A 21,209-nucleotide genomic window follows, 5' to 3' on the forward strand; every position below is an offset into this window, starting at 1 on the left:
TGTTAACATTGTGAATTTATACGCTTTATTAGGTTCATTGTGCTATAATGTGATTAATATCACAGACTTAACGGGAGAAAAATTGCATCTTAATATGCAGTGTTTGGTTGCGATAGGAAGGGGAGAGAACATGGCAGAGGTTATCACAAACTTAGAAGTAGCACCTAGTGTGTTCCGAATGAGAGTAGCAGGTCAGTTTGCAGGTAAGATGGGGCAGTTTTATATGCTAAGAGCTTGGGATAACTATCCTGTATTGTCCAGGCCTTTAAGTATTTTTGATCTTGACGAAAATTATATTGAATTTTTATATTTGGCTGTAGGAGAAGGAACAAGCCTCTTTTCTAAACTAAAGCCAGGTGATCCAATCTCATTGGATGGACCATTTGGTAATGGTTTTCCTGAGGTGCATGAACAAGCTAAAGTTGCATTTATTGGTGGCGGAATTGGCATTGCGCCTTTTTATCATGCCCTTAGAAGCATTCCCCATGCTGATGTTTATCTTGGTTATAGTAAGGAAGGGTATATGATAGAGGAGTTTCAAGAAGCAACAACGGGGAAGGTTGAAGTTAATATCGGAGGTATTATATTAGATCAGGTAGATTTCTATGAATATGATTATATTTTCTCCTGTGGCCCTCATCCCATGCTTAGAGCTGTTCAGCAAAAGCAGCTACATACAAATAGTAAAGCAGATGTATATGTGTCCCTTGAAAATCGGATGGCCTGTGGGGTAGGTGCATGTCTAGTTTGCAGTGTTAAGTGTGTGGACAAGCGTAAAAAGGCATGTGCGGATGGCCCTGTTTTTCGTGCAGAGGAGGTGATCTTAGCATGATAGATTTGTCCTGTAATATCGCTGGAATTCAATTCAAAAATCCGATTATTATGGCTTCTGGTACGTTTGGCTTTGGCCAGGAATATGGCAAGTTGTATGATATTAATAAGCTTGGGGGCATATCTGGTAAAGGCTTAACGTTAAATGCTAAGCCAGGTAATGAAGGGATTAGAGTATATGAGACCCCTTCTGGGATGCTCAATAGTGTAGGATTAGAAAATCCTGGTGTTGAACGTTTTCTCCAAGAAGAATGTCCCGAATGGGAAAGTCTTGATCTTGTTCGGATTGCCAATCTTGGCGGAAATACGATCGAAGATTATGTGGAGGGTGCGAGATTAATTCACGAGGATAACCTAAAACGTGTTGCTTCTAATAAACAAGCTGTTGATATGATCGAATTAAACATATCGTGTCCAAATGTTAAAGCAGGTGGAATGGCGTACGGGATCAAAACGGAAGTAGCTAGAGAGGTTGTACGTAAAATACGTGAAACGATATCACTCCCATTAGTGATCAAGCTATCTCCAAATGCCGAAGACATTGTTGGTATGGCTGTCATGTGTCAGGAGGAAGGTGCAGATGGCGTGTCCCTAGTTAACACGTTTTCTGCCATGAAGATTGATATCAAGCAACGTCGTAGTGTGTTTGATAATACGTATGCAGGATTGTCAGGTCCTGCGATTAAGCCAATTGCACTTAGAATGGTACATCAAGTTTGTAAGGCTGTTACTATACCAGTGATGGGGATGGGCGGAATTACAAGTGCAACTGATATTATTGAATTTATAATGGCAGGTGCAGAGGTCATACAAGTTGGCACATATAATTTTATGAATCTGCATGCAGGCACACAATTACTTCAGGATCTTGAAGCATGGATGCAAGCTGAAAAAATTAGTTGCCTAGATGAAATTCGTGGAATTATTTAAGAAGAACTTATAGGGGGATGGTCATGATGACATTTCAAGATATTAAGCTAGAAGTGATTGAAGCGGGTAGAGATGTGTTATTGCTCATCACTGGGGGTGAAGCACATATTGGTGCCACTTCGACTGCATATTGGCATGATGGTCAATGTCAGGTTGAAACTATAGCTATTCCACATCATAAAGAACATACGTTAACTGAAAGTATCGCTGAACGTGCAGCTAATCAACTTCAATGTACCGTAAGCGTCGTGATGGGAATTCATTATGACAACCTCAACAAAGCACAGATTTTACAAATTTCAGATCGGGTGGAGGAATTGTTTCAACAATTCCTGCAATCATATAACCATTAATCAGTTCAATTAGATATTAAATCTGAATATAACCTTTCGTATCAAACAAGAATATGAAACGGGCTTCTTTGCTGTAATCACAATAAAGTAGATTACAACCAAGAAGCCCGTTTTAACGGCTACGCCAGAATCAAATGAATCAAATATTTAATCTCCCCGTCTTTCAATTGCCTCAGACATCGTTTTATCCGTAAGATGAGCATAAATTTCAGTTGTTTCTGTAGAAGCATGTCCTAGTTGCTCTTTTGTTTTGTAAATATCATTTTGCAAATAGTAGTCGGTTGCAAAGGAGTGACGCAATTTGTGAACGGTAAGATAAGGTTTACCAAAGCGTTTGGCATACTTAATAATCATCGCTTGTATCGCACGCTTACTCATTCGATTACCTTCTTGCTTACCATTTGGAATTGCGACAAATAATGCCTTTTCCTTTTTAGGTGTTTTGTATCTTGTTGTTCTTAACTTTAAGTATTGTGTTAAGTCGTCCTTAGATTGCTCCCGAAAATATACCGGTGTTTTAAACGTCTCATCATTATTGCCCTTACGGTATACATAGATCAGCTTGTTGTCAAGATCAAGGTCATCCAGATTCAAATTCACAACCTCTGATACACGAAGACCCGAATTAAGTATAAGACTGGCGATACAGGCATCACGTTCTTTATTTAGTTCATATGCGTATAGGGCTTGTTTATTATTTTCGATATCTACTCGGTACCCTTCTGCAATATAGCCTATAAATTCAATCAATTCATCTTCCTCTAATATTTTACCCCTTAGTTTAGCAGCAGTATCTTTAGGCTTGTGGGTACGTTTGATTTCAACCTTAGCCATAATATTACGTTTTAATAAAGGATAAAAGTCATCATCCTCTGCAATTTGACTCAAATAATGAAATAATGATCGTAACGAGGACATTTTACGAGAAATCGTAATTTTAGAATTTGTTCCCTCTAAACGGGTAGCCAGATGTAATCGATAAGCGACGATGCTTTCCATCCGTAAAACTTCAAGCTCGGTTAAGGTTACCTCTGTATTTGCAGATGCTTGGGATAAACCTTCAGCACGTAACCAGTTAAAAAATTGCTCATAATCACGAATGTATTCCAGCAGTGTAGAAGGGGAGAGGTCAGGGAGCTTATAATCAATAAATTGCTGAACAAACCACGGCATTTCTAATACATGCTTATCTACTTTTTTTCGATCAGCGATCTTCTGAATGCTCATATTTGTTAACCCTCCTTTTTACGATGGATTCACAATAAAAATATAGTCAGGTTCACCACGTTGCTGTGTTACTTCTGTAACTTCAACAGCATCTTTTCCAAAAAATGAACGAAGGAGTAGTACAAACTCAGGGGAGGCAGTTGCACTCCAGAACGTGATGCATCCGCCAGGACGCATTAGAGATTGTAATGTCTGTAGTCCTGCTTGATTGTAAAGGGAACAGTTCTCATCATAAACAACCCAGTCTGGACCATTGTCGATATCTAAACAAATTAAATCAAACTTCATCGTTGTTTCCTTCATCCAAGTAATCATATCAGCATGAATAAGATGACATCTAGCATCACCCGTCGCATTATGATTGGACTTAGCTAGCCATGAAGAATTCCATTTAATGACGTTTTCATCAATTTCTACGACCGTGACTTGTTTAAGTCGTTCATCCTTTAAAACCTCTTGTAGAGAAAAGCCCACGCCTAAGCCACCAATCAGCACATATTGCGGTGACTGACACCGATCAAGTGCAGCCTTGACTAGCAGACGTTCAGACTCCCCATTATATGTAGCCATTAAGAAAGTCCCATTACTAATCACTTCATAATATTCACCACGCCGCTGAAGCTGAATTTCTCCACGAGAAGAGGAACAACGTTCAATAAGTACCGCAGGTTCATTTAAATGATTCATAATAAAACACCTCCAAAGCTAAAAAAAGCGTTCCATATATCAGATTAGTACGTTAATGAACAACTGTCAATCTAACTGTTTATAATAAATCATTATATGAAAAATTCATAATAGAAAAACAATATTGGCTATGCTACATACTTCTTATAAGCTCATATTGCGCATTTACATGTTTAAAAGTCCTCATTGGCAAAATAAGAACCCAACAAGGACTACATATAAAAATAGTTTTCTTGTATTAGTGTAGTTACAAGGACAACTCAGCAATCGCACTTTTTAACTTTTCAGCTGACTGTTGGAATTGGGCTAATTCCTCATTGTTAAGCTCAAGATCAAGCACTTTACGGACCCCATTACGATCAACAATACTTGGGACACCAAGATAAACATCTGAAACCCCGTTATAATTTGTCAGTAAAGTCGATACATTTAATACTGAGCCCTCATCTTGCAAAATGGAGACCACAATCCGATCCAGTGCTAAGGCGATCGCATAAAATGTAGCGCCTTTTGCATTGATAATTTCATAGGCGGCATTTTTTGTGTTATTAAAAATTTCCTTTTGCTCTTCTTCAGTAAATTCCAAACCAATCCCTGCCACATTTGCTAGGCTCCACAGAGGAAGCTCTGAGTCACCATGCTCACCAATAATATGGGCGTGGATGCTACGTGGATTTATACCTTTGCTTTGACCAATTAAATAACGGAACCGGGCGCTGTCCAATAATGTACCTGAACCGATAACTCGATTGGAGGGGAAGCCACTTTTCTTTAAGGAAACATAAGACAAAATATCAACTGGATTGGTAGCAACTAAAATAATGCCATGATTGTTATATTTCACAATATTTTTAATAATTTGATCAAAAATATCTGCATTTCTTTTCAATAAATCAATTCTGGTTTCGCCTGGACGTTGAGAAGCACCAGCTGCAATAATAATAATATCCGCTTGGGCACAGTCACTATAATCCCCAGCCCATAACTTCACCCCACCTGTAAAAGGTAATCCATGATTCATGTCCAGTGCTTCGCCAAGTGCTTTCTCCTTGTTGGCATCAATAAGCACTAATTCAGAAACACGCTCCCTTAAAAATAAGGTATACGCTGTTGTGGTTCCGACTGCACCTGTTCCAATAATCACTACCCTGCTGGAGCGTAATTCAGTTGTCATTAATTTCATCTCCTTAATAATTAATCTGATTAATAAAAAGATTTAAAGTTTTTTAACTTTTATATTATAATCTCACTCTTATTGTACATTAATCACTAAAATTTTAAAGTAAATCTTACCAATTATCGAAACAAAACAAAAAAATTAGAGTACAAATATACAATCTAGTATAATGTAAAAGAAAAGTAGATTTCCTCGAAAAAAGAGGCGATGTGTCTATTAGAACTACTCAAAATGCGACATTTTACCAACGACTTTTTGTAGAAATATTGGTATTATGATGACATTGTAACCAGAGATGTAACTTTTCTGTAAGGACGATCATCATATTTTGTATTATTCTAGTAATAGATAAAAAACGGAGAGGATTTTGGTGAGAATCAAATGTCGTACATAAGTAGAGTAGAGACAAAAAAAGCATTAGATAAACTAAATGCACAAAATAAAAAAAAGAAAAAAACAGTGAAAATACTAGGGTTGTCCCTTTCAGTTATAGCACTAGTTTTTGTAGTTTTTCTAGCAATTAGAATGTTAGGAAATAATGATACGGTAAAGCAGGAAGCCACAGTAGTAACACCTAAATTAACTGCTCCTAACGAGTCTCCAACCAAGGAAGTAGATCCAAATAGTAACCCAAATGATCCAAACGAGGCTAGCAAAACACCAGCTGTAGATAATAAAGATCAAGATAAGGACAAAGACTCTGACAAAGAAAAAAATAATGACGATGAGTCTGAAAATGGGAAGGAAAATAACCCTAATAATAATGAAGCAATAAACGGAAGCAATAATGGATCACAAAATAGTCAAAATACAAATAACAACAACTCAAATACAAATCCGATCACGGATAAGGACAAAAAAGGACCAAAAACAGTTTATCTTACATTTGACGATGGACCTAATGAGCATACAGAAGCGATTCTTAAAATCTTAGATAAATACGGTGTCCATGCAACTTTTTTTGCAATTGGCTCTAATCTTAAAGGCAATGAACAAGCCCTAAAGGACACTGCTGCTGCTGGACATTATGTAGGTCTTCATAGTATGAGTCATAACGCTAAAAAATTATACAAAAGTGGAAGCTCAGCTAACTTTATTAATGAATTCAAAAAAGAACAAGGACTTGTAGAGGATATTATTGGAACTAAACCTGTTCTTATTCGCCCACCTTATGGTAGTGCGCCAAACATAAACAAAAAGTTTAGAGACGATATTGTAAAAGCAGGCTTTAAAATGTGGGATTGGACTCTTGATTCTAACGATTGGAGATATCCACGTAACCCTGATAAAATTGTACAGGTAGTGAAGAAACACCTAACGCTTAATACAGAAGTCATTTTAATGCATGAGCGTGAGCAAACGGTCAAAGTGTTGCCAGAGATCATCGAATATGCCCAGAAAAAAGGGTATTCATTTGCAGTGTATAAGCCTGACCATCATTTGTCAGTTAATTTTGCTAAAGACAAACGTTTATAAACGATATAAAGACGAGATTTAGATTTAATTTTTTTGAATCTGCATCAAGTATAGGAAGTGAGGTTTATGCTGTTGAAGCCATGGCGTAAATATATTGCATTATTCATTATATTTCAACTTGTAATCGTAGGCTGCAGTTCATCCAAGCCAGAAGCTAATGCTCCTGAACAAAAACAGGAGCCAGCAGAGGAAGGTCAAACGATTACTGTTACTAACTTAGAGCCATCACCAAGTAATATTTCTACAGGAGATACCAAGCCAGATGGCCCTAAATATCAGATTCAGACCAGATTAACTGATTTTCAGCTATTAAGTGCTTCTACTGGTTTGGCATGGGGAACAACAAGAGGTGAGCTTAGGTTATACTCCACGAAGGACAATGGTGTAACTTGGACCAATATTTCACCATCCTCTGCCATACAATTTCCAAGTAATCCAAAATACGGGCAAGAAATATATTTTACTGATCCGGATCATGGTTGGATTGTACGAAGATCCGTTGGCTCTGATCAAATCATAATTTTAAGAACAATAAATGGTGGTTTAACCTGGAAGTTATCTTCTATAGCTAATTCTTTAGAAATTGCGGCCATTGATTTTATTAATCCGAAGCATGGCTGGATTATGACGACGGCTGATCAAGGGTCTGAGAAGGAAGCGAAAATGTTATTTGAAACTGAAGATGGCGGGGCAACTTGGGTCGTTAATATGAAAAATGATACTTTACCGAATGAAACAAAACGAGAAAATGTTCTTCCTAAGGAAGCCAGCTTTATTTCTATGGATTTTAGTAATGCTGAGCGAGGTTATGCAACTGTTATAGAAAATGGTGAACCAAATTTATATGTTACCGATGATGGTGGTATTGATTGGAAGGTACAAGATAATTTCTTTGATCGCTCTAAATATGAGTCACAGGATCAATTTAAAATCGGAGTTATTTCTGCGTTTACGAAGCAAAGTGCTAATGTTTGGATTTCAGTGGGCTGTGTTCGTGGAGATAAGACGAAATATAACGGGTATTTTACGAAGGATGCAGGAAAAAGCTGGAGCTTTGTTAGCTTTGATTTACCTTGGCAATCTGGAGTGAATGAAAGCTTAAGCCCTGTATTTTTAAATGAGCATGAGGGATGGAGTATTCATAATGCTACAATCTATCATACGACGAATCAAGGTAAGAATTGGACAACCCTACCTGAAAGCTCAACATTAAAAAAGATTATGAAAGACTATCCAGAAGTCGTAAAGCTACAATTTTTCACATCTAAAGTAGGATGGTTGCTTGTTGCTAAAAGTGATCAAAAACGCTCTTTATTACTTCAAACTACCGACGGTGGAGCCAATTGGAGCGTGCTCTAAACAGCACGCCCAAAGCCACCGTTTAAATGTTCACACAATTGTGAAATTTATCACATGTATTACTTAAAGTTTGTGATATATTTAACTTGTAAGGAATAAGTGAAAAAAATCACATTAAGAGCTAAGCTATATAAATTAATTTAGGAGTGATTATAATGAAAAATAACAACCATGAAACTGTAGTTACTCGCAACTTACTTCAATTTTGCTATACTTGTGAAGATGCTCATTTGTGCACAACAGAGGATGCATGTATGGAATGTTGGACTAGACAAGGATTACTTGATAATCAAGCCGATAATGAAAATGAAACACAACAATTGCTACAATTCTACTATGCTTAATCTAAAATTATATAAGATTGTTCAATAGCCTTTGACCTTCATACAATGAAGTGCTCAAAGGCTATTTATTTTGTCATAAAATCGGTTAGGATCATCATTATTTTGTGCATTGCGGACAAGCAGGCGTGCATATACATCAGTGATTGGTACACTTGCAAGGAGGAGGAGAAGATATGCAGACATGGGGTGAAATGTTCGGGGTCATGAATTTGGCTTTTCCTATATTTATTGTTGTTATTTTAGGCATCATCGTTATCTTAGCCTCGAGCAGCATTAGACGATATTACTCTGACAGCAAGCAACCTTTACTTATAGTTAGTTCCACCATTATCGCAAAAAGAACTGAAGTATCTCATTATTTTGATTCAGATACATCTGTTAATCGTTCAGATAGTACTTATTATCTTACGTTTGAAGTAGAAGGTGGCGAACGTTTAGAATTTAAGGTGAGTGGCTCAGTATTTGGCCAGCATACAGAAGGCGATACTGGAAAGCTAACCTTCAGAGGCAAAAGATTTGAAGGCTTTGATCGCATCGTGAGAAGTTATCAGGACAATCTAAGGGAAATTCACAGATATGATGTTTAACTTCTTTTTGGTAATCATTTGAAGTTAAATTTGAGCTTAACATTAACTGCATACTGAGCAGTTTGACTATGTAGTGTATAATAGTATCAAATCAATAAAATTGATTACATAAAGGAGGTGCTCCTAATTTCTGGATAAGGAATTAGGGACTGTATTGAACGATGACCCTTTACCGAGTATGATGCTTTTAGGTTTTATGGTATTACTTATTTTACTAAATGGTTTTTTTGTTTCCATTGAGTATGCCATTGTCAAAGTACGTCACCATCGTATAAATGCTTTGGCAGAAGAGGGAAAACAGCGAGCCATCATTGTAAAAGGTATGCTTGGGCGGCTTGAGCAATATTTATCTGCATGTCAAGTCGGTATTACATTATGCTCCTTAGGCTTAGGTTGGCTGAGTGAGCCCATTATTACGTCACTACTATATCCGGTATTCGAAATGCTTGGGCTCCAGGGCGGAATAATGTCAGTAATCTCACTAACCATCGCATTTTTATTTATTGCTATAATGCATATCGTATTTGGTGAACTTGCCCCCAAAACCGTAGCCATTTTAAAGGCTGAAAGCATTGTAATGTGGTTTGCTAGACCGATGAAATTGTTTTTCAGTCTAATGTATCCACTTGTTTGGCTACTGCAAAAAATATCTACGACAGTACTTAAAATTGTAGGTGTTACGCCTTCTTCTGGGCAAACTCAGCTTCATACCGAGGATGAGATTAGAATCATGATGAAGGAAAGCAGTGAACGTGGATTACTCGACAGCACTGAAATGTCTTTGGTTGATAACATATTTGAATTTGCAGATACAACAGCCAAAGAAATAATGATTCCTCGAACGGAAATGCAATGCTTATATATTCAAGATACGTTAGAGGAAAACTTAAATGTAGCGCTCGAAGGAACGAGAACACGTTATCCCGTATGTGATGAGGATAAAGATCATATTATTGGATTTTTTCATATAAAAGATCTCATCAAGAGCAACGAGCAGCAGTATATGGAGTTTTTACGTCCAATCATGGCAGTGCCTGAATCCATTCCGATTAGTACACTAATGAAGAGATTACAACGTACCAAGTCGCAAATAGCAATTTTAATTGATGAATATGGTGGTACATCAGGCATGGTGACCTTAGAGGATATTGTGGAGCAAATTGTTGGCGAAATTCAAGATGAGTTTGATGAGGAACGACCAAGTGTTGAACAGACAGGAAATGCATATTCTGTGGATGGTTTGATGCTGATTGATTCCATTAATCATATCTTTGACTTAGATTTGGATTCTGAAGGGTATGACACGATTGGTGGTTGGTTATATTCACGGTTACCTGTATTGCCTCCAAGACAAGGGGCGAGCTTCCAATATAAAGACTTCCTATTTGCAGTAGAAGAATTGGATCACAAACGTATCGCCCGTATTAGGCTAATACGAGAAGAATCGTATGCTCAGCTTGAGGAATTAAGCAGTTAATCATTTCAGTATTGTAAAGCTAAAAAGATCAGGGCATCTGTTAGTACAGATAACACCTGATCTTTTTTTGAGCTTTCATTAGAATGCCCAATTACCTTTTGCAAAGATTTGTTCCTTTGTTCCATCCGCTGTAATTCCGAATATATCCATGTCAGCAGAGCCAATCATAAAATCTTCATGCGCTAAGCTTTGGTTCATACCAGCTTGCTCTAATTGCTCTTTCGCCATTTCTTTTCCACCTTTTAAATTAAAGGCATATGAGCACCCGATTGCTAAATGATTGGATGCATTTTCATCAAATAAAGTATTGTAAAATAATACTCCAGATTGTGAAATAGGTGAGCCATGAGGCACAAGTGCAACCTCACCTAAATAGCTAGAGCCTTCGTCGAGTTCAACTAATTGCTTCAATGAAGCTTCTCCAACCTTAGCAGAACAGTCAACAATTTTTCCATCCTTAAACGTAATTGTAAATTCATCAATAATGTTGCCACTATAGCTAAGTGGTTTAGTGCTAGATACTGTTCCATTAACACCTGTTTTCAAAGGTGCTGTGAACACTTCTTCTGTTGGTAAATTAGCTAAGAATGAATTGTCATCCTTATTGATGCTATCCGCAGCTACCCACAAATGGCCCTCTGGCAATTCAATCGTTAAATCTGTTCCTTGTGCAATATAGTGGAGCTTTTTATAATTTTTGTCGTTTAAATATGCTGCTTTACTGGACAAATTCGCAATATGCTGTTCCCAAGCAGCAATCGGATCCGGTTGATCAACCCGCACAGCTTTGAAAATAGCTTCCCATAGTGCGTCCACCTGTTGATCTTCAGGAAGGTGGGGGAACACTTTAGCAGCCCAAGCTTTACTTGGAACAGCAATAATAGACCAGCTGAATTTATCGGACATTTGTAGCTCACGATACGTGGTCATTGCTTTTCTGTACGTAATCTGATGATTTTGTAGTCTTTGGGTAGACACACCATTTAATAGGTCTGGATCAGAAGAGACGATATGTAGCACAGCCGCGCCTTTTTGAACAAGCTCAAGCATTTCACCCGCATACCATTTAGGCTCATCAAGAAACGATTCCTCTGCCGCCATATCATAACGTAAACGAGTAACTGTATCATCACTCCAATTTACCTTAACATGGTAAGCTCCTTGTTCATACGCTTGTTTTACAATCAGACGTACTAGCTCCGCTGCATCAAGAGACGTATTAATGATAAGGGTTTGTCCCTTTTGAACATTCGCACCTACCTTAACAGCAAGTTCTGCATATTTGTGTAAGCTTTGCTCAAAGTTATCCATAAAAATACCTCCAAACCAATTTTTTAACTTAACTTTACTAGTGTACTACGTTTACGCTTTCGTATCTATTTTATTTTGAACAATGGTTAATTTTTTTTATCCAATAGTAATTTTGCCCTCAGGTAAGCGATATGATTCCTTCCCAGAGCTAGCAGTAATGGCATACGCCATCGTCATCGGGCCAACACGTCCAAGGAACATCACCAGACACAATATAATTTTACTTAAATTTGTTAGATCTGGCGTCAAATCAAGCGTTAGTCCTGCCGTACTAAAGGCAGAGGTCGTTTCAAATAACAGAACGAGAAAATCTCTAGATTCAACAACGGATAAAATCATCGCTATAAATACAACTAGAAAAAGCGCTAGCCAAGTTTGCGTAATCGCCCGTAAAATGGATTCCTTTGATAGCCTTTTGCGAAAGAAGACGATATCCTGTTTTCCTCGTAGCATCGCATAGATGGCACCAAGCAATATGGCAAACACCGTAACCTTAATCCCGCCGCCTGTAGAACCAGGAGCAGCCCCAATAAACATTAAAATAATAAGTAAAAATTGAGTAGAATGACGTAAGTCTGAAATCGATAACGTGCTTACACCACCTGATCTAGCACTGATGGAGTGAAAGAAGGAGGCAAGAATATCATCCTTAAGCGTAAGAAGCTTAAGTGTTGCTGGGTTAGACCATTCCATAATTAAAAATAGCATTGCGCCAACAAGTATTAAAGAGCCAGACATCGTTAATACCACTTTGGAGTGGAGCGACAATTGCTTAGTTGTACGATAATTTAACAGATCAGATATGACAATAAAACCAATCCCACCTAGAAAAATAAGCACCATCAAAATGACATTGACAAAGGGGTCCCCAATGTATTTACCCATGCCTGAAAATGGACCATGTATTTGTCCAAACAAATCAAAGCCAGCATTATTAAAAATTGAAATACTATGAAATAATCCGAAGTATAGAGCTTTTCCAATCGGCATATCAAATGACCAGCGAGCCGCTAATAAAACTGCGCCCACACCTTCGATGACAAGTGAATATAAGAGTACTCTGCGCATAAGGGTAATGAGTCCCCCCATAGAGTTGTAATTCATCGATTCCTGCAAAACAAGTCGTTCTCGCAACGAAATACGACGGTTAAATGCAAGCGCGATAAGTGTACCTAGCGCCATAAAGCCAAGTCCACCAATTTGGGTAAGAACCATCACAACAAGTTGTCCAAAGACAGAAAACTGAGTGCCAATATCAACGACGACAAGCCCTGTGACACAGGTTGCAGACGTTGCGATAAAAAAAGCATCAACAAGCTTGATTCCAGAACCGTTGATAGAAGCAATATCTAAGGAAAGCAAAAATGTGCCCAAAATTATTATAATCGCAAAGCCATAGGTTAAAACTTTCGCCGGCGAAAGATAGGAGATTTGTTTTTTTGATTTTATGTTCAATTTTTATTCCACCTCTAGGATAACATCTTGATATTAGTATAAAACATGATAAGATATTGTAAGCTATATGGAAGAAAAGATAAAGGAGAATCATAAATAATGAAAATAAATGTTGTCGCAGCTTCCATGAAAAAAGAGGCGGATGGTTCATTTTTAGGAAAAACAATATTTCAGGCGAATGAGGATCCTACGAAATATGAAATCACTTTTTTCAGCAAAAGGGGAAAGGACTGGGACTATAGCTTACATTATGCCGATGAGCCTGGTAATGAAGAGTTGCTGTTAGCTGTAGATGCTCATATTGAACAAAGTGATGAAGATTTTGATCAATTATTAGATGCTGCTTGGAACAGTATGGATGAAACAGACATTTAAACTTTACTAGCTGGAGGTGGTTCTTTGCTTGAGAAGCGGTTTTTTCGAATAACTTTAGGAACGATTATGATTTTAACTATCGTTTTTTTGTTGTCTAAAGTAAGCTTTATTTTTAACCCGTTCGTTACATTATTTCGTATAATTATCGTTCCACTCACAATTTCAGGTTTTCTATATTATTTATTAAGACCTGTAGTGGGCTTCTTAACGAACCGCAAACTAAATAAAATAACATCTATTTTGTTAATTTATTTATTATTTGCAGGTGTGATCACGTTGTTTTTGATCGTTATTTTACCGCCTTTGCAATATCAAATTTCAGAATTCATTAACAACCTTCCTAAAATTATTAAAGAGCTGCAAGTACAACTCGATTTGCTTAGAGATAGCAAATTGTTCTCTTATTTTGTTGGTGAGGGAAAAGATGTAAATACAGATTTAACTAAAAAATTGTCAGATTATGTAGGTACAACGTTCCAATTTGCAACAGGCTACATGTCACAAGTATTTTCATTTTTGAATGATTTTATTATCATTATTGGTACTGTCCCGATTATGCTGTACTATATGCTCAAGGATGATGATCGGGTTAATCCACTCCTAGTCAATATGTTGCCTGTAAAATATCAGGAAGAGGGCAAGGAAACAATACACGAGATGGATGGGGCACTAAAGGGCTTTATCGCAGGCCGAATGTTAGGTGCATTATTCCTTGGTGTGTTATCGTTTATTGGATTTGCGATTATTGGTTTGCCTTACGCTCTTTTGCTCTCCGTCGTTGGGGCATTATTTAGCTTTATCCCTTATTTTGGGGCACTGCTTGGAGCGATTCCTTCTGTCATTGTCGCATTTACTGTATCTCCATCGATGGCACTGTGGACCATTGTTGTTGTCGTTGCAGCACAGCAAATTGAAGGGAATTTGATCTCACCTTATATTTACGGAAAAACAGTGAGTATTCACCCTTTGACTACAGTGATCTTACTCCTAATCGCAGGGGATTTTGGTGGTATTTTAGGATTGATCCTTGCCATACCTGCCTATTTGATCGCAAAAATATTAATTGTTCAACTATACAAAACATTTTATTCTAACAAAAAAGTCGAGCCAGAAATAGAAGAAATATTGCCTAAATCATAGTTCAAGTTTCTTATTTCTAAACAAATCGTGATGAAAATCATATCAACTTCCCCTTAGCTACGAGATGATTAATCTAATGAAAGACTGATTAACATTTAGTTCTTGGGGGATGATATAAGTGGCTATAAATGCCAGAGGTGCAAAGTATTTTTATGCATGGAGCAAAATACTCCCAGATGGATCTTTCTACCTGCCAGAACGTGCCTTGCAGGAGTATAATATTAAACCAGATTCCAAAATCATTTTAATGACGGGACGTAACACCAATAAGGGCTTTAGTGTTGTGTGTAAGGAGCTTATTGCTAATTCACCTTTAGCGTCTGTTTTTTCGAGCCTTCCTAATTTGCTTAATTTTAGTATCCCTGAAGGACAGACGATTACATTTAAAGAACGAACCTTTTGTTGGACATATTTAAATAGGGACCGTTATATTACTTTGCCTGCAAGTACTTGGCATCAATTTGGTGTGAATGTAGGAGATAAATTGTTAAGCTTACGTGCAACGCATTTGGCTTTTAATAATTTATCTGAAGGGCCATATATTGAACAGGCAAAACAACTAAAGGATATTTTAGTATACGAATGATGCTGTATTAAAATTGTGGAGAGAATAACACTAGGGAGCTTAGCTAAATGGTGTTATTCTTTTTTCGCATTTGACAATTCTATTAGTTGTAACTAAGATAGTTACATATTTAATTAGCTTAAAAAGGGGAGGGAGATTATGACAATCAGCTCTAGATTTGCGGTTGCTATTCACATTTTAACATTACTCGAATTTAACAAAGATGGCATAAGCACTTCAGAATATCTTTCTAGCAGCGTCAATACCAACCCTGTTGTCATTCGTCGAATCATTGGAATGCTTAATAAGGCAGGACTTGTTGATGTTAAACCAGGTGTTGCGGGAAGTAAACTAGCAAAACCACTTCAGGAAATCAACCTGCTTGATATTTATCGTGCCGTTCAGGTCGTGAATCAGGATGCCTTGTTTGCTGTCCATGACAGTCCGAACCCGGATTGTAATGTGGGTAAAAATATTCAAAGCTCAATTGAACCTATTTTTACGATGGCACAAAGAGCGATGGAAGACCAATTAAAGCATGTGACATTAAAACAAATTGTAGATGATATCGCGGATAAATCTGCCCAATTTGATGAAACATAATAATAAGCCAGTATTGGCGAACTACCATAGAAGGTTATCCTAGACGGATGGCCTTCTTTCTTTGAATTTAATTAAATAAAAAATCGGTATAGGAGTATAACTCAATATATTGACAAACAAAATAGTTGTAACTATAATAGTTACAGGAGTTGTAACTAACGAAGTTACAACCGTAATACTTACTACATCTCGATATGTAGCTAGCTTTTTCAAATATAACTTTATTCACTTTGTTTATAAAATTAGGAGGTGTTTTTATGTCAAAGTCATTGCATCCTGCTACAAAGCTTGGTCCAGTGCATATTAAAGTGACAGATCTTGATAAATCAGTTCGGTTTTATGAGGACGTGATTGGTTTACGTGCGATAGAGCGCAAGCAAAATATTGTTGAATTTGCGACCATAGACAATCAAACCTTGCTAATTATTGAAGCAGATCCTACTTTTGAAATTTTACCAGCGCAATCTCATTCAGGTCTGTATCACTTCGCTATTTTAGTACCTGATCAGGCTTCATTAGGATTAGTGCTACGAAATTTAGCGAAGCATAATGTTCCACTTGGTCAAGGAGATCATGAAGTAAGTGAAGCATTATATTTAAATGATCCTGATGGAAATGGAATTGAAATCTACAGAGACCGCCCTCGTAATACTTGGCATGTCAATCTCGATGGAAGCGTAAGAATGGGGACTGACCCTGTGGATGTAGACGGCTTGCTTAAAGCATCTGGGGGCTTATCATGGCAAGGGCTACCTGCGGGTACTGTAATTGGCCATGTCCACTTCCATGTTGGAAATCTTGACGTGGCTAAGCAGTTTTATTGTGATGTATTAGGCTTCGAGCAGACATCCACCTATGGAAATCAAGCGTTGTTTATCGCTGCCGGTGGGTATCACCATCATATCGGACTGAACATATGGGCAGGAAAAGATGCTCCACCTACCCCAGAGCATGCCGTTGGAATTAAATATTTCACCATTGTTTTACCTAATTCAGCAGCATTAGAAGAGGTCGTTGGGCGTTTAAACCAAGCAAATATCAGCTATGACCAAAAAGGGACTAACGTGACATTAAATGCACCTTTTGGCGTAGGCGTAAAGCTAAGTGTAGAAGCTTAAATTTGAGTTGATTTACAGCATTTTATCATCAATTTACTATTATTCTTAGGAGGAATTATAAATGGCAAAAATCGGAGTAATTGGCGCAACAGGGCGAGCAGGGAGTAGAATTGCACAAGAAGCTAAAACAAGAGGCCATGAGGTTGTGGCAATTGTGAGAAATGCCTCCAAGCTTGCCGATCCATCTTTAGCAGTGATTGAAAAAGATATTTTTGAGTTAACAAGTGAAGATATCGAGCATTTTGATGTGATTGTTAATGCTTTTGGTGCACCATTTGGGGAAGAGCATTTACATGTAGATGCGGGTGACAAGCTAATTGATATTTTAAAGGCTGTACCAAATACGCGGCTCATTGTGGTTGGTGGTGCGGGTAGCTTATTTGTAGATGAAGAGAAAACATTGCGTGTCGTAGATACCCCTGATTTCCCAGACCTTTTCAAGCCTACAGCTTCAAATCAGCTTAAAAATTTATTAGCGTTACAAGATACAAAAGGCATCACTTGGACATTCATAAGCCCATCCGCTAACTTTGCAGTAGGTGAACGCACCGGTGCATATGAAAAGGGAATGGATCATTTACTTGTAAATTCCAAAGGCGAAAGCTATGTTAGCTATGAGGATTTTGCTGTAGCGGTCATCGATGAGATTGAACAACCCCAGCATCTTAACCAACGCTTTACAATTGTGTCGGAATCTTAATAAATAATACTTAGATATTATCACTTATTTTAATTTTCTAAGTATGATATGTAATTGTTAGCGATCTTCTAATGTTTAGCACGTAGTTAAACGTTTGGGAGATCGTTTTGTATAGACAAACAAAGTGGACTTCTATATAATATAGAACAAATGTTCCGATATCTAATATTAAGCAATAAAGGAGTTTGGTTGCTAACATGGCTGAAGCTTTAAAGGATATGTATCATCTTGACTTTCTAACTGAGTTTGGAGAACAGGTACGAGAAGTCTATGCTTCGTTTGATATTAAGCAGTTTGTCCAGTTAACGATGGCGGAGGATTGGGACAATTTAGCACTCAAGGCTCGTACACGCCGCATCACTGAAAGTTTAGGCAAATGCTTGCCTCAATCCTATCCCGGAGCAATTGAAATATTACTTCAAGTTACTGATGATTGCACGCATTTAGCTTATTTATTTTTCCCTGACTTTGTTGAGGTATATGGTCAAGATGAAGCGCATTGGGATTTATCCATGGAAGCTTTAGCCTCTTTTACAAGTGGTTCTTCAGCGGAATTTGCAGTACGTGCTTTTATTTTGAACAATCCAGATAAAATGATGGCTCAAATGTTAAGCTGGGCAAGTCATCAAAATGAACATGTTCGCAGATTGGCTAGCGAGGGATGCAGACCACGTCTTCCATGGGGACAAGCATTATCTATTTTTAAGAGAGACCCTGCTTTAATCTTACCCATCTTGGAATTATTAAAAGACGATCCTTCCTTATATGTTAGAAAAAGTGTCGCCAACAATCTTAATGATATTGCAAAGGACCATCCTGACCTTGTTGTTCAGATCGCAGCACGCTGGCAAGGGGCAAGTGAACGCACAGATTGGATTATTCGTCATGCTTGTCGCACATTAGTACGTAAGTGTCATCCTGGTGCAATGGCTTTATTTAATTACCTACCTTCTCAAGACTCATCTTCTATTATTGCAAAGGCAGCGTTACAAGTGAATCCACAAAAAGTATACATTGGTGAAACCACTGACCTTGAATATAGCATTGAGTTCAATAACGATAAGCCGGTTCATTTACGTATTGAATACGGGATTGACTTTGTGAAGGCAGGAAATAAAATCTCACGCAAATTATTTTTATTATCCGATAAAACTATAGCTCCCCACACAAAAATAAAGAGCAAACGACGTCATAATTGGAAGAACTTAACGACACGTCGCCATTATGCAGGGAAGCATAACATCGTTTTAATTATTAACGGTTATGAGGCAGCCAGTGCAGCCCTTCAGCTTGAAAATTAAAGGTTGAATAAACAATTAACACAAATAACAAAATGAATTTCAGTATGAAATCCCTTCAAATATGATAAATCACATAGTGCATTCATTACGTCCCATGCAATATAAATGTAATATGATTAGTCAAATATTCATAGTGCATAGGGGAGGGACGAAGGGGAATGAAAACAAAGGCATCAGATATATCTATCGTATTAATTGTGTTACAAATTTTCTTAGCACTAGGCGCAATCTTTGGTGGAGGTATGCTTATTATTGATCCAAGTGGTGAACTGCTTAAAATGCCACTATCGCTTTTAGAGCAGTCACCTTTTCCTAACTATTTTATTCCAGGTGTATTATTGTTCTTCATTTTAGGAGTGATCCCAATCTGGATTAGCTTAGGATTAATTTTTAAGAGAGCCTCCAGTGTTGCCAATAAACTGAACGTGTTTCCTCAGCAACACTGGGCTTGGAGCTTTACCTTGTATACCGGCTTTGCATTACTAATATGGATTTTTGCGCAAGCTTATTTTTTCCAAGCGGTTTATGCTGTACATTTGGTTTACTTCACATTAGGGATTATTATTCAAATTGTGACACTTCTTCCTGGTGTGCAAAAAAAGTACCGGTTATCTTAATACCTTAATCACAAAGGTCCGTACAATGTTGCATAGCTTGGGTTAGACGACGTACCCCCTCTGTAATTTCATCCTCTGTTAAATGGGCAAAGGCTAAAATGATACCGTAGCGAACTTGGTTTGCTTCGGTACTTTTTGCTTCCGCAAAAAAAACTCCTAATTGCTTTGCTGCAAGAGCAAAGAGGTCATAACTCTGCTTATCCCTTTTCCACCACCCAAAGATGTGTAACCCTGCATCATTTTCGATCCAATCAAAGAAATTACTAAGCTGCTCTGTTAGAAGTTGAAACAAGAGTTTGAATTTTCGACTGTATAACCGATTCATTCGGCGTAAATGACGCTCATATTGTCCGCTATTCATAAAGGCGGCTAACGCACGTTGCTCTAGTAAGTTAATGGGCTTAGGTTCATAGAGCGCCTGAGCCTTGCGAAACACGTCTGCTAAAGCCAATGGCAATACAACATAACCTAACCGCACATCTAACGGCAATGTTTTGGTAAAGCTACCTAAGTAAATTACACGATCCTCCTTATCTAGTGTTTTAAGTGGTTCCACATGGACACCACGATATCTAAACTCACTATCATAATCATCCTCTACAATGACCGCATTTTGCTTACTTGCCCATTGGAGTAATGTTTGTCTACGCTCCAAGCTTAATACTTCCCCCGTTGGGAACTGTCTGCTAGGTGTTACAAACAGCATACGTGCATTCCAATCCTTAGGCACAAGTCCTTGACCATCCAGACCCGCTTCAATGAGCGTTGCCCCAGCAGCCTTAATCGCTAAGGATATGCCTTCATAACATGGGCTTTCAGCAACAATATGATCCCCTGAATCTGCTAACAATTGCGTTAAAAGAGCAATCGCCTGCATCGATCCTGCGGTTACCGCAATTTGCTCTGGTTGTGCAACAATGCCTCGCATTCGTCGTAAATAAGCGGAAATTGCTTCCCGCAAAGAGAGGTCACCAAGTGAACGATGTGATGCATTAGCATCATTTTCCTGCGCACGAACCTCTGCATATAAACGATTATTCCATTCATCATAAGGGAATTTAGTTAAATCTGGAGCATACCGACTAAAATCAATGTGATCTGGCAATGGATTGTCTCCAAAAGTCTGGGTATAGTTGGCAGCCGGTATAGTCAATGTAGAAATTTGTTTTCCCCATGATGATAAATAATATTCTGTATTGTTAGAATCAATGAATTCAGTACACTTTTCATGCGTAGCTTCTTCTGTCGATTCAGTGCGATAGGCTACAAATGTACCACTTCCATGTATAGAGCTTAAATACCCTTGGGAAGCTAACATATCATACACTTGGTTAACAGTTCCTCTTGAAATTTCATACATAGCAGCAAGCTCACGAGAGGAGGGAAGCTTATCCCCATACACAAATAAGCCACTTACAATCGCATCACGAATGGCATGATATAATGCCTGAATTTTTGTACTATAACGCTCTAAATAGTTACTATAGGCAAGCTGAAAATGCATATAAACCTCCTAATTATATATCCGTATTACGGGATTATTTAAAAGTGGTACATTAAAAATAGACTATATTGG

General features: G+C 37.8%; 22 protein-coding genes. 16 read left to right on the forward strand and 6 right to left on the reverse strand.

Going from position 1 to position 21,209, the window contains the following annotated elements; translation table 11 throughout:
- The first annotated feature begins 130 nt into the window (after window positions 1–130).
- From J2Z32_RS02610 to lpdD, 3 genes are read left to right on the forward strand one after another with little or no spacing between them, the layout of a single operon-like run.
- Entirely contained in the window at window positions 131–832 is a 702-nt protein-coding gene (locus tag J2Z32_RS02610; RefSeq protein WP_210087610.1) for a dihydroorotate dehydrogenase electron transfer subunit, read from the forward strand.
- Complete coding sequence (locus J2Z32_RS02615) at window positions 829–1,761, forward strand: dihydroorotate dehydrogenase (RefSeq protein WP_210087611.1); 933 nt, start codon at window positions 829–831, stop codon at window positions 1,759–1,761. The genes J2Z32_RS02610 and J2Z32_RS02615 overlap by 4 nt, the downstream gene beginning before the upstream one ends.
- 23 nt (window positions 1,762–1,784) lie before the next feature.
- The gene (gene lpdD / locus J2Z32_RS02620; protein ID WP_245251116.1) at window positions 1,785–2,114 is read left to right on the forward strand and encodes a prenylated flavin chaperone LpdD; all 330 of its coding nucleotides are present in this window, start codon (window positions 1,785–1,787) and stop codon (window positions 2,112–2,114) included.
- A 147-nt stretch (window positions 2,115–2,261) separates the two neighbouring features.
- Here lpdD and xerS read toward each other — a convergent pair whose 3' ends face one another.
- From xerS to J2Z32_RS02635, 3 genes are all read right to left on the reverse strand, one after another.
- Window positions 2,262–3,341: a tyrosine recombinase XerS gene (gene xerS / locus J2Z32_RS02625; RefSeq protein ID WP_210087612.1), complete on the reverse strand. Its 1,080-nt coding sequence runs from the start codon at window positions 3,339–3,341 to the stop codon at window positions 2,262–2,264.
- 18 nt (window positions 3,342–3,359) lie between these two features.
- Window positions 3,360–4,028, reverse strand: coding sequence for a spermine/spermidine synthase domain-containing protein (locus tag J2Z32_RS02630; RefSeq protein ID WP_210087613.1), 669 nt, complete (start codon window positions 4,026–4,028; stop codon window positions 3,360–3,362).
- A gap of 247 nt (window positions 4,029–4,275) precedes the next feature.
- On the reverse strand, window positions 4,276–5,202 hold the full coding sequence (locus tag J2Z32_RS02635; protein ID WP_210087614.1) for an L-lactate dehydrogenase: 927 nt from the start codon (window positions 5,200–5,202) through the stop codon (window positions 4,276–4,278).
- Between the two features lie 384 nt (window positions 5,203–5,586).
- Between J2Z32_RS02635 and J2Z32_RS02640 the strand changes: the two genes are divergently transcribed.
- The 5 genes from J2Z32_RS02640 (at window position 5,587) to J2Z32_RS02660 (ending at window position 10,448) form a co-directional block, all read left to right on the forward strand.
- Window positions 5,587–6,681 carry a polysaccharide deacetylase family protein gene (locus J2Z32_RS02640; protein ID WP_245251117.1) on the forward strand — a complete coding sequence of 365 codons (1,095 nt, stop codon included), beginning with the start codon at window positions 5,587–5,589 and terminating at the stop codon, window positions 6,679–6,681.
- A 66-nt stretch (window positions 6,682–6,747) separates the two neighbouring features.
- On the forward strand, window positions 6,748–8,040 hold the full coding sequence (locus J2Z32_RS02645; RefSeq protein WP_210087615.1) for a WD40/YVTN/BNR-like repeat-containing protein: 1,293 nt from the start codon (window positions 6,748–6,750) through the stop codon (window positions 8,038–8,040).
- Between the two features lie 155 nt (window positions 8,041–8,195).
- Window positions 8,196–8,384, forward strand: coding sequence for a hypothetical protein (locus tag J2Z32_RS02650; protein ID WP_210087616.1), 189 nt, complete (start codon window positions 8,196–8,198; stop codon window positions 8,382–8,384).
- Between the two features lie 173 nt (window positions 8,385–8,557).
- Window positions 8,558–8,971 (forward strand): DUF2500 domain-containing protein, encoded by a 414-nt coding sequence (locus J2Z32_RS02655; protein ID WP_210087617.1) that lies wholly within the window; start codon window positions 8,558–8,560, stop codon window positions 8,969–8,971.
- A 178-nt stretch (window positions 8,972–9,149) separates the two neighbouring features.
- The gene (locus J2Z32_RS02660; protein WP_245251118.1) at window positions 9,150–10,448 is read left to right on the forward strand and encodes a hemolysin family protein; all 1,299 of its coding nucleotides are present in this window, start codon (window positions 9,150–9,152) and stop codon (window positions 10,446–10,448) included.
- A 78-nt stretch (window positions 10,449–10,526) separates the two neighbouring features.
- Here the strand turns inward: J2Z32_RS02660 and J2Z32_RS02665 are convergent, their stop codons facing one another.
- On the reverse strand, window positions 10,527–11,759 hold the full coding sequence (locus J2Z32_RS02665; RefSeq protein ID WP_210087618.1) for an aminopeptidase: 1,233 nt from the start codon (window positions 11,757–11,759) through the stop codon (window positions 10,527–10,529).
- A gap of 96 nt (window positions 11,760–11,855) precedes the next feature.
- On the reverse strand, window positions 11,856–13,208 hold the full coding sequence (locus J2Z32_RS02670; RefSeq protein ID WP_210087886.1) for a TrkH family potassium uptake protein: 1,353 nt from the start codon (window positions 13,206–13,208) through the stop codon (window positions 11,856–11,858).
- 105 nt (window positions 13,209–13,313) lie between these two features.
- Between J2Z32_RS02670 and J2Z32_RS02675 the strand changes: the two genes are divergently transcribed.
- From J2Z32_RS02675 to J2Z32_RS02710, 8 genes are all read left to right on the forward strand, one after another.
- Complete coding sequence (locus tag J2Z32_RS02675; RefSeq protein ID WP_210087619.1) at window positions 13,314–13,589, forward strand: hypothetical protein; 276 nt, start codon at window positions 13,314–13,316, stop codon at window positions 13,587–13,589.
- 24 nt (window positions 13,590–13,613) lie between these two features.
- Complete coding sequence (locus tag J2Z32_RS02680; RefSeq protein WP_210087620.1) at window positions 13,614–14,729, forward strand: AI-2E family transporter; 1,116 nt, start codon at window positions 13,614–13,616, stop codon at window positions 14,727–14,729.
- A 118-nt stretch (window positions 14,730–14,847) separates the two neighbouring features.
- Window positions 14,848–15,315 carry a hypothetical protein gene (locus J2Z32_RS02685; protein WP_210087621.1) on the forward strand — a complete coding sequence of 156 codons (468 nt, stop codon included), beginning with the start codon at window positions 14,848–14,850 and terminating at the stop codon, window positions 15,313–15,315.
- A 138-nt stretch (window positions 15,316–15,453) separates the two neighbouring features.
- On the forward strand, window positions 15,454–15,897 hold the full coding sequence (locus tag J2Z32_RS02690; protein WP_210087622.1) for an Rrf2 family transcriptional regulator: 444 nt from the start codon (window positions 15,454–15,456) through the stop codon (window positions 15,895–15,897).
- 257 nt (window positions 15,898–16,154) lie between these two features.
- Complete coding sequence (locus J2Z32_RS02695; protein WP_210087623.1) at window positions 16,155–17,015, forward strand: VOC family protein; 861 nt, start codon at window positions 16,155–16,157, stop codon at window positions 17,013–17,015.
- A 61-nt stretch (window positions 17,016–17,076) separates the two neighbouring features.
- Window positions 17,077–17,715: an NAD(P)-dependent oxidoreductase gene (locus J2Z32_RS02700; protein WP_210087624.1), complete on the forward strand. Its 639-nt coding sequence runs from the start codon at window positions 17,077–17,079 to the stop codon at window positions 17,713–17,715.
- 197 nt (window positions 17,716–17,912) lie between these two features.
- Complete coding sequence (locus tag J2Z32_RS02705) at window positions 17,913–19,016, forward strand: DNA alkylation repair protein (RefSeq protein ID WP_210087625.1); 1,104 nt, start codon at window positions 17,913–17,915, stop codon at window positions 19,014–19,016.
- A gap of 158 nt (window positions 19,017–19,174) precedes the next feature.
- Window positions 19,175–19,633: a hypothetical protein gene (locus tag J2Z32_RS02710; RefSeq protein WP_210087626.1), complete on the forward strand. Its 459-nt coding sequence runs from the start codon at window positions 19,175–19,177 to the stop codon at window positions 19,631–19,633.
- Window positions 19,634–19,637: 4 nt separating this feature from the next.
- Here J2Z32_RS02710 and pdxR read toward each other — a convergent pair whose 3' ends face one another.
- Window positions 19,638–21,137, reverse strand: coding sequence for a MocR-like pyridoxine biosynthesis transcription factor PdxR (gene pdxR, locus J2Z32_RS02715; protein WP_210087627.1), 1,500 nt, complete (start codon window positions 21,135–21,137; stop codon window positions 19,638–19,640).
- Window positions 21,138–21,209: the final 72 nt, after the last annotated feature.

This window comes from Paenibacillus turicensis (assembly GCF_017873435.1).
Lineage (GTDB): Bacteria > Bacillota > Bacilli > Paenibacillales > Paenibacillaceae > Fontibacillus > Fontibacillus turicensis.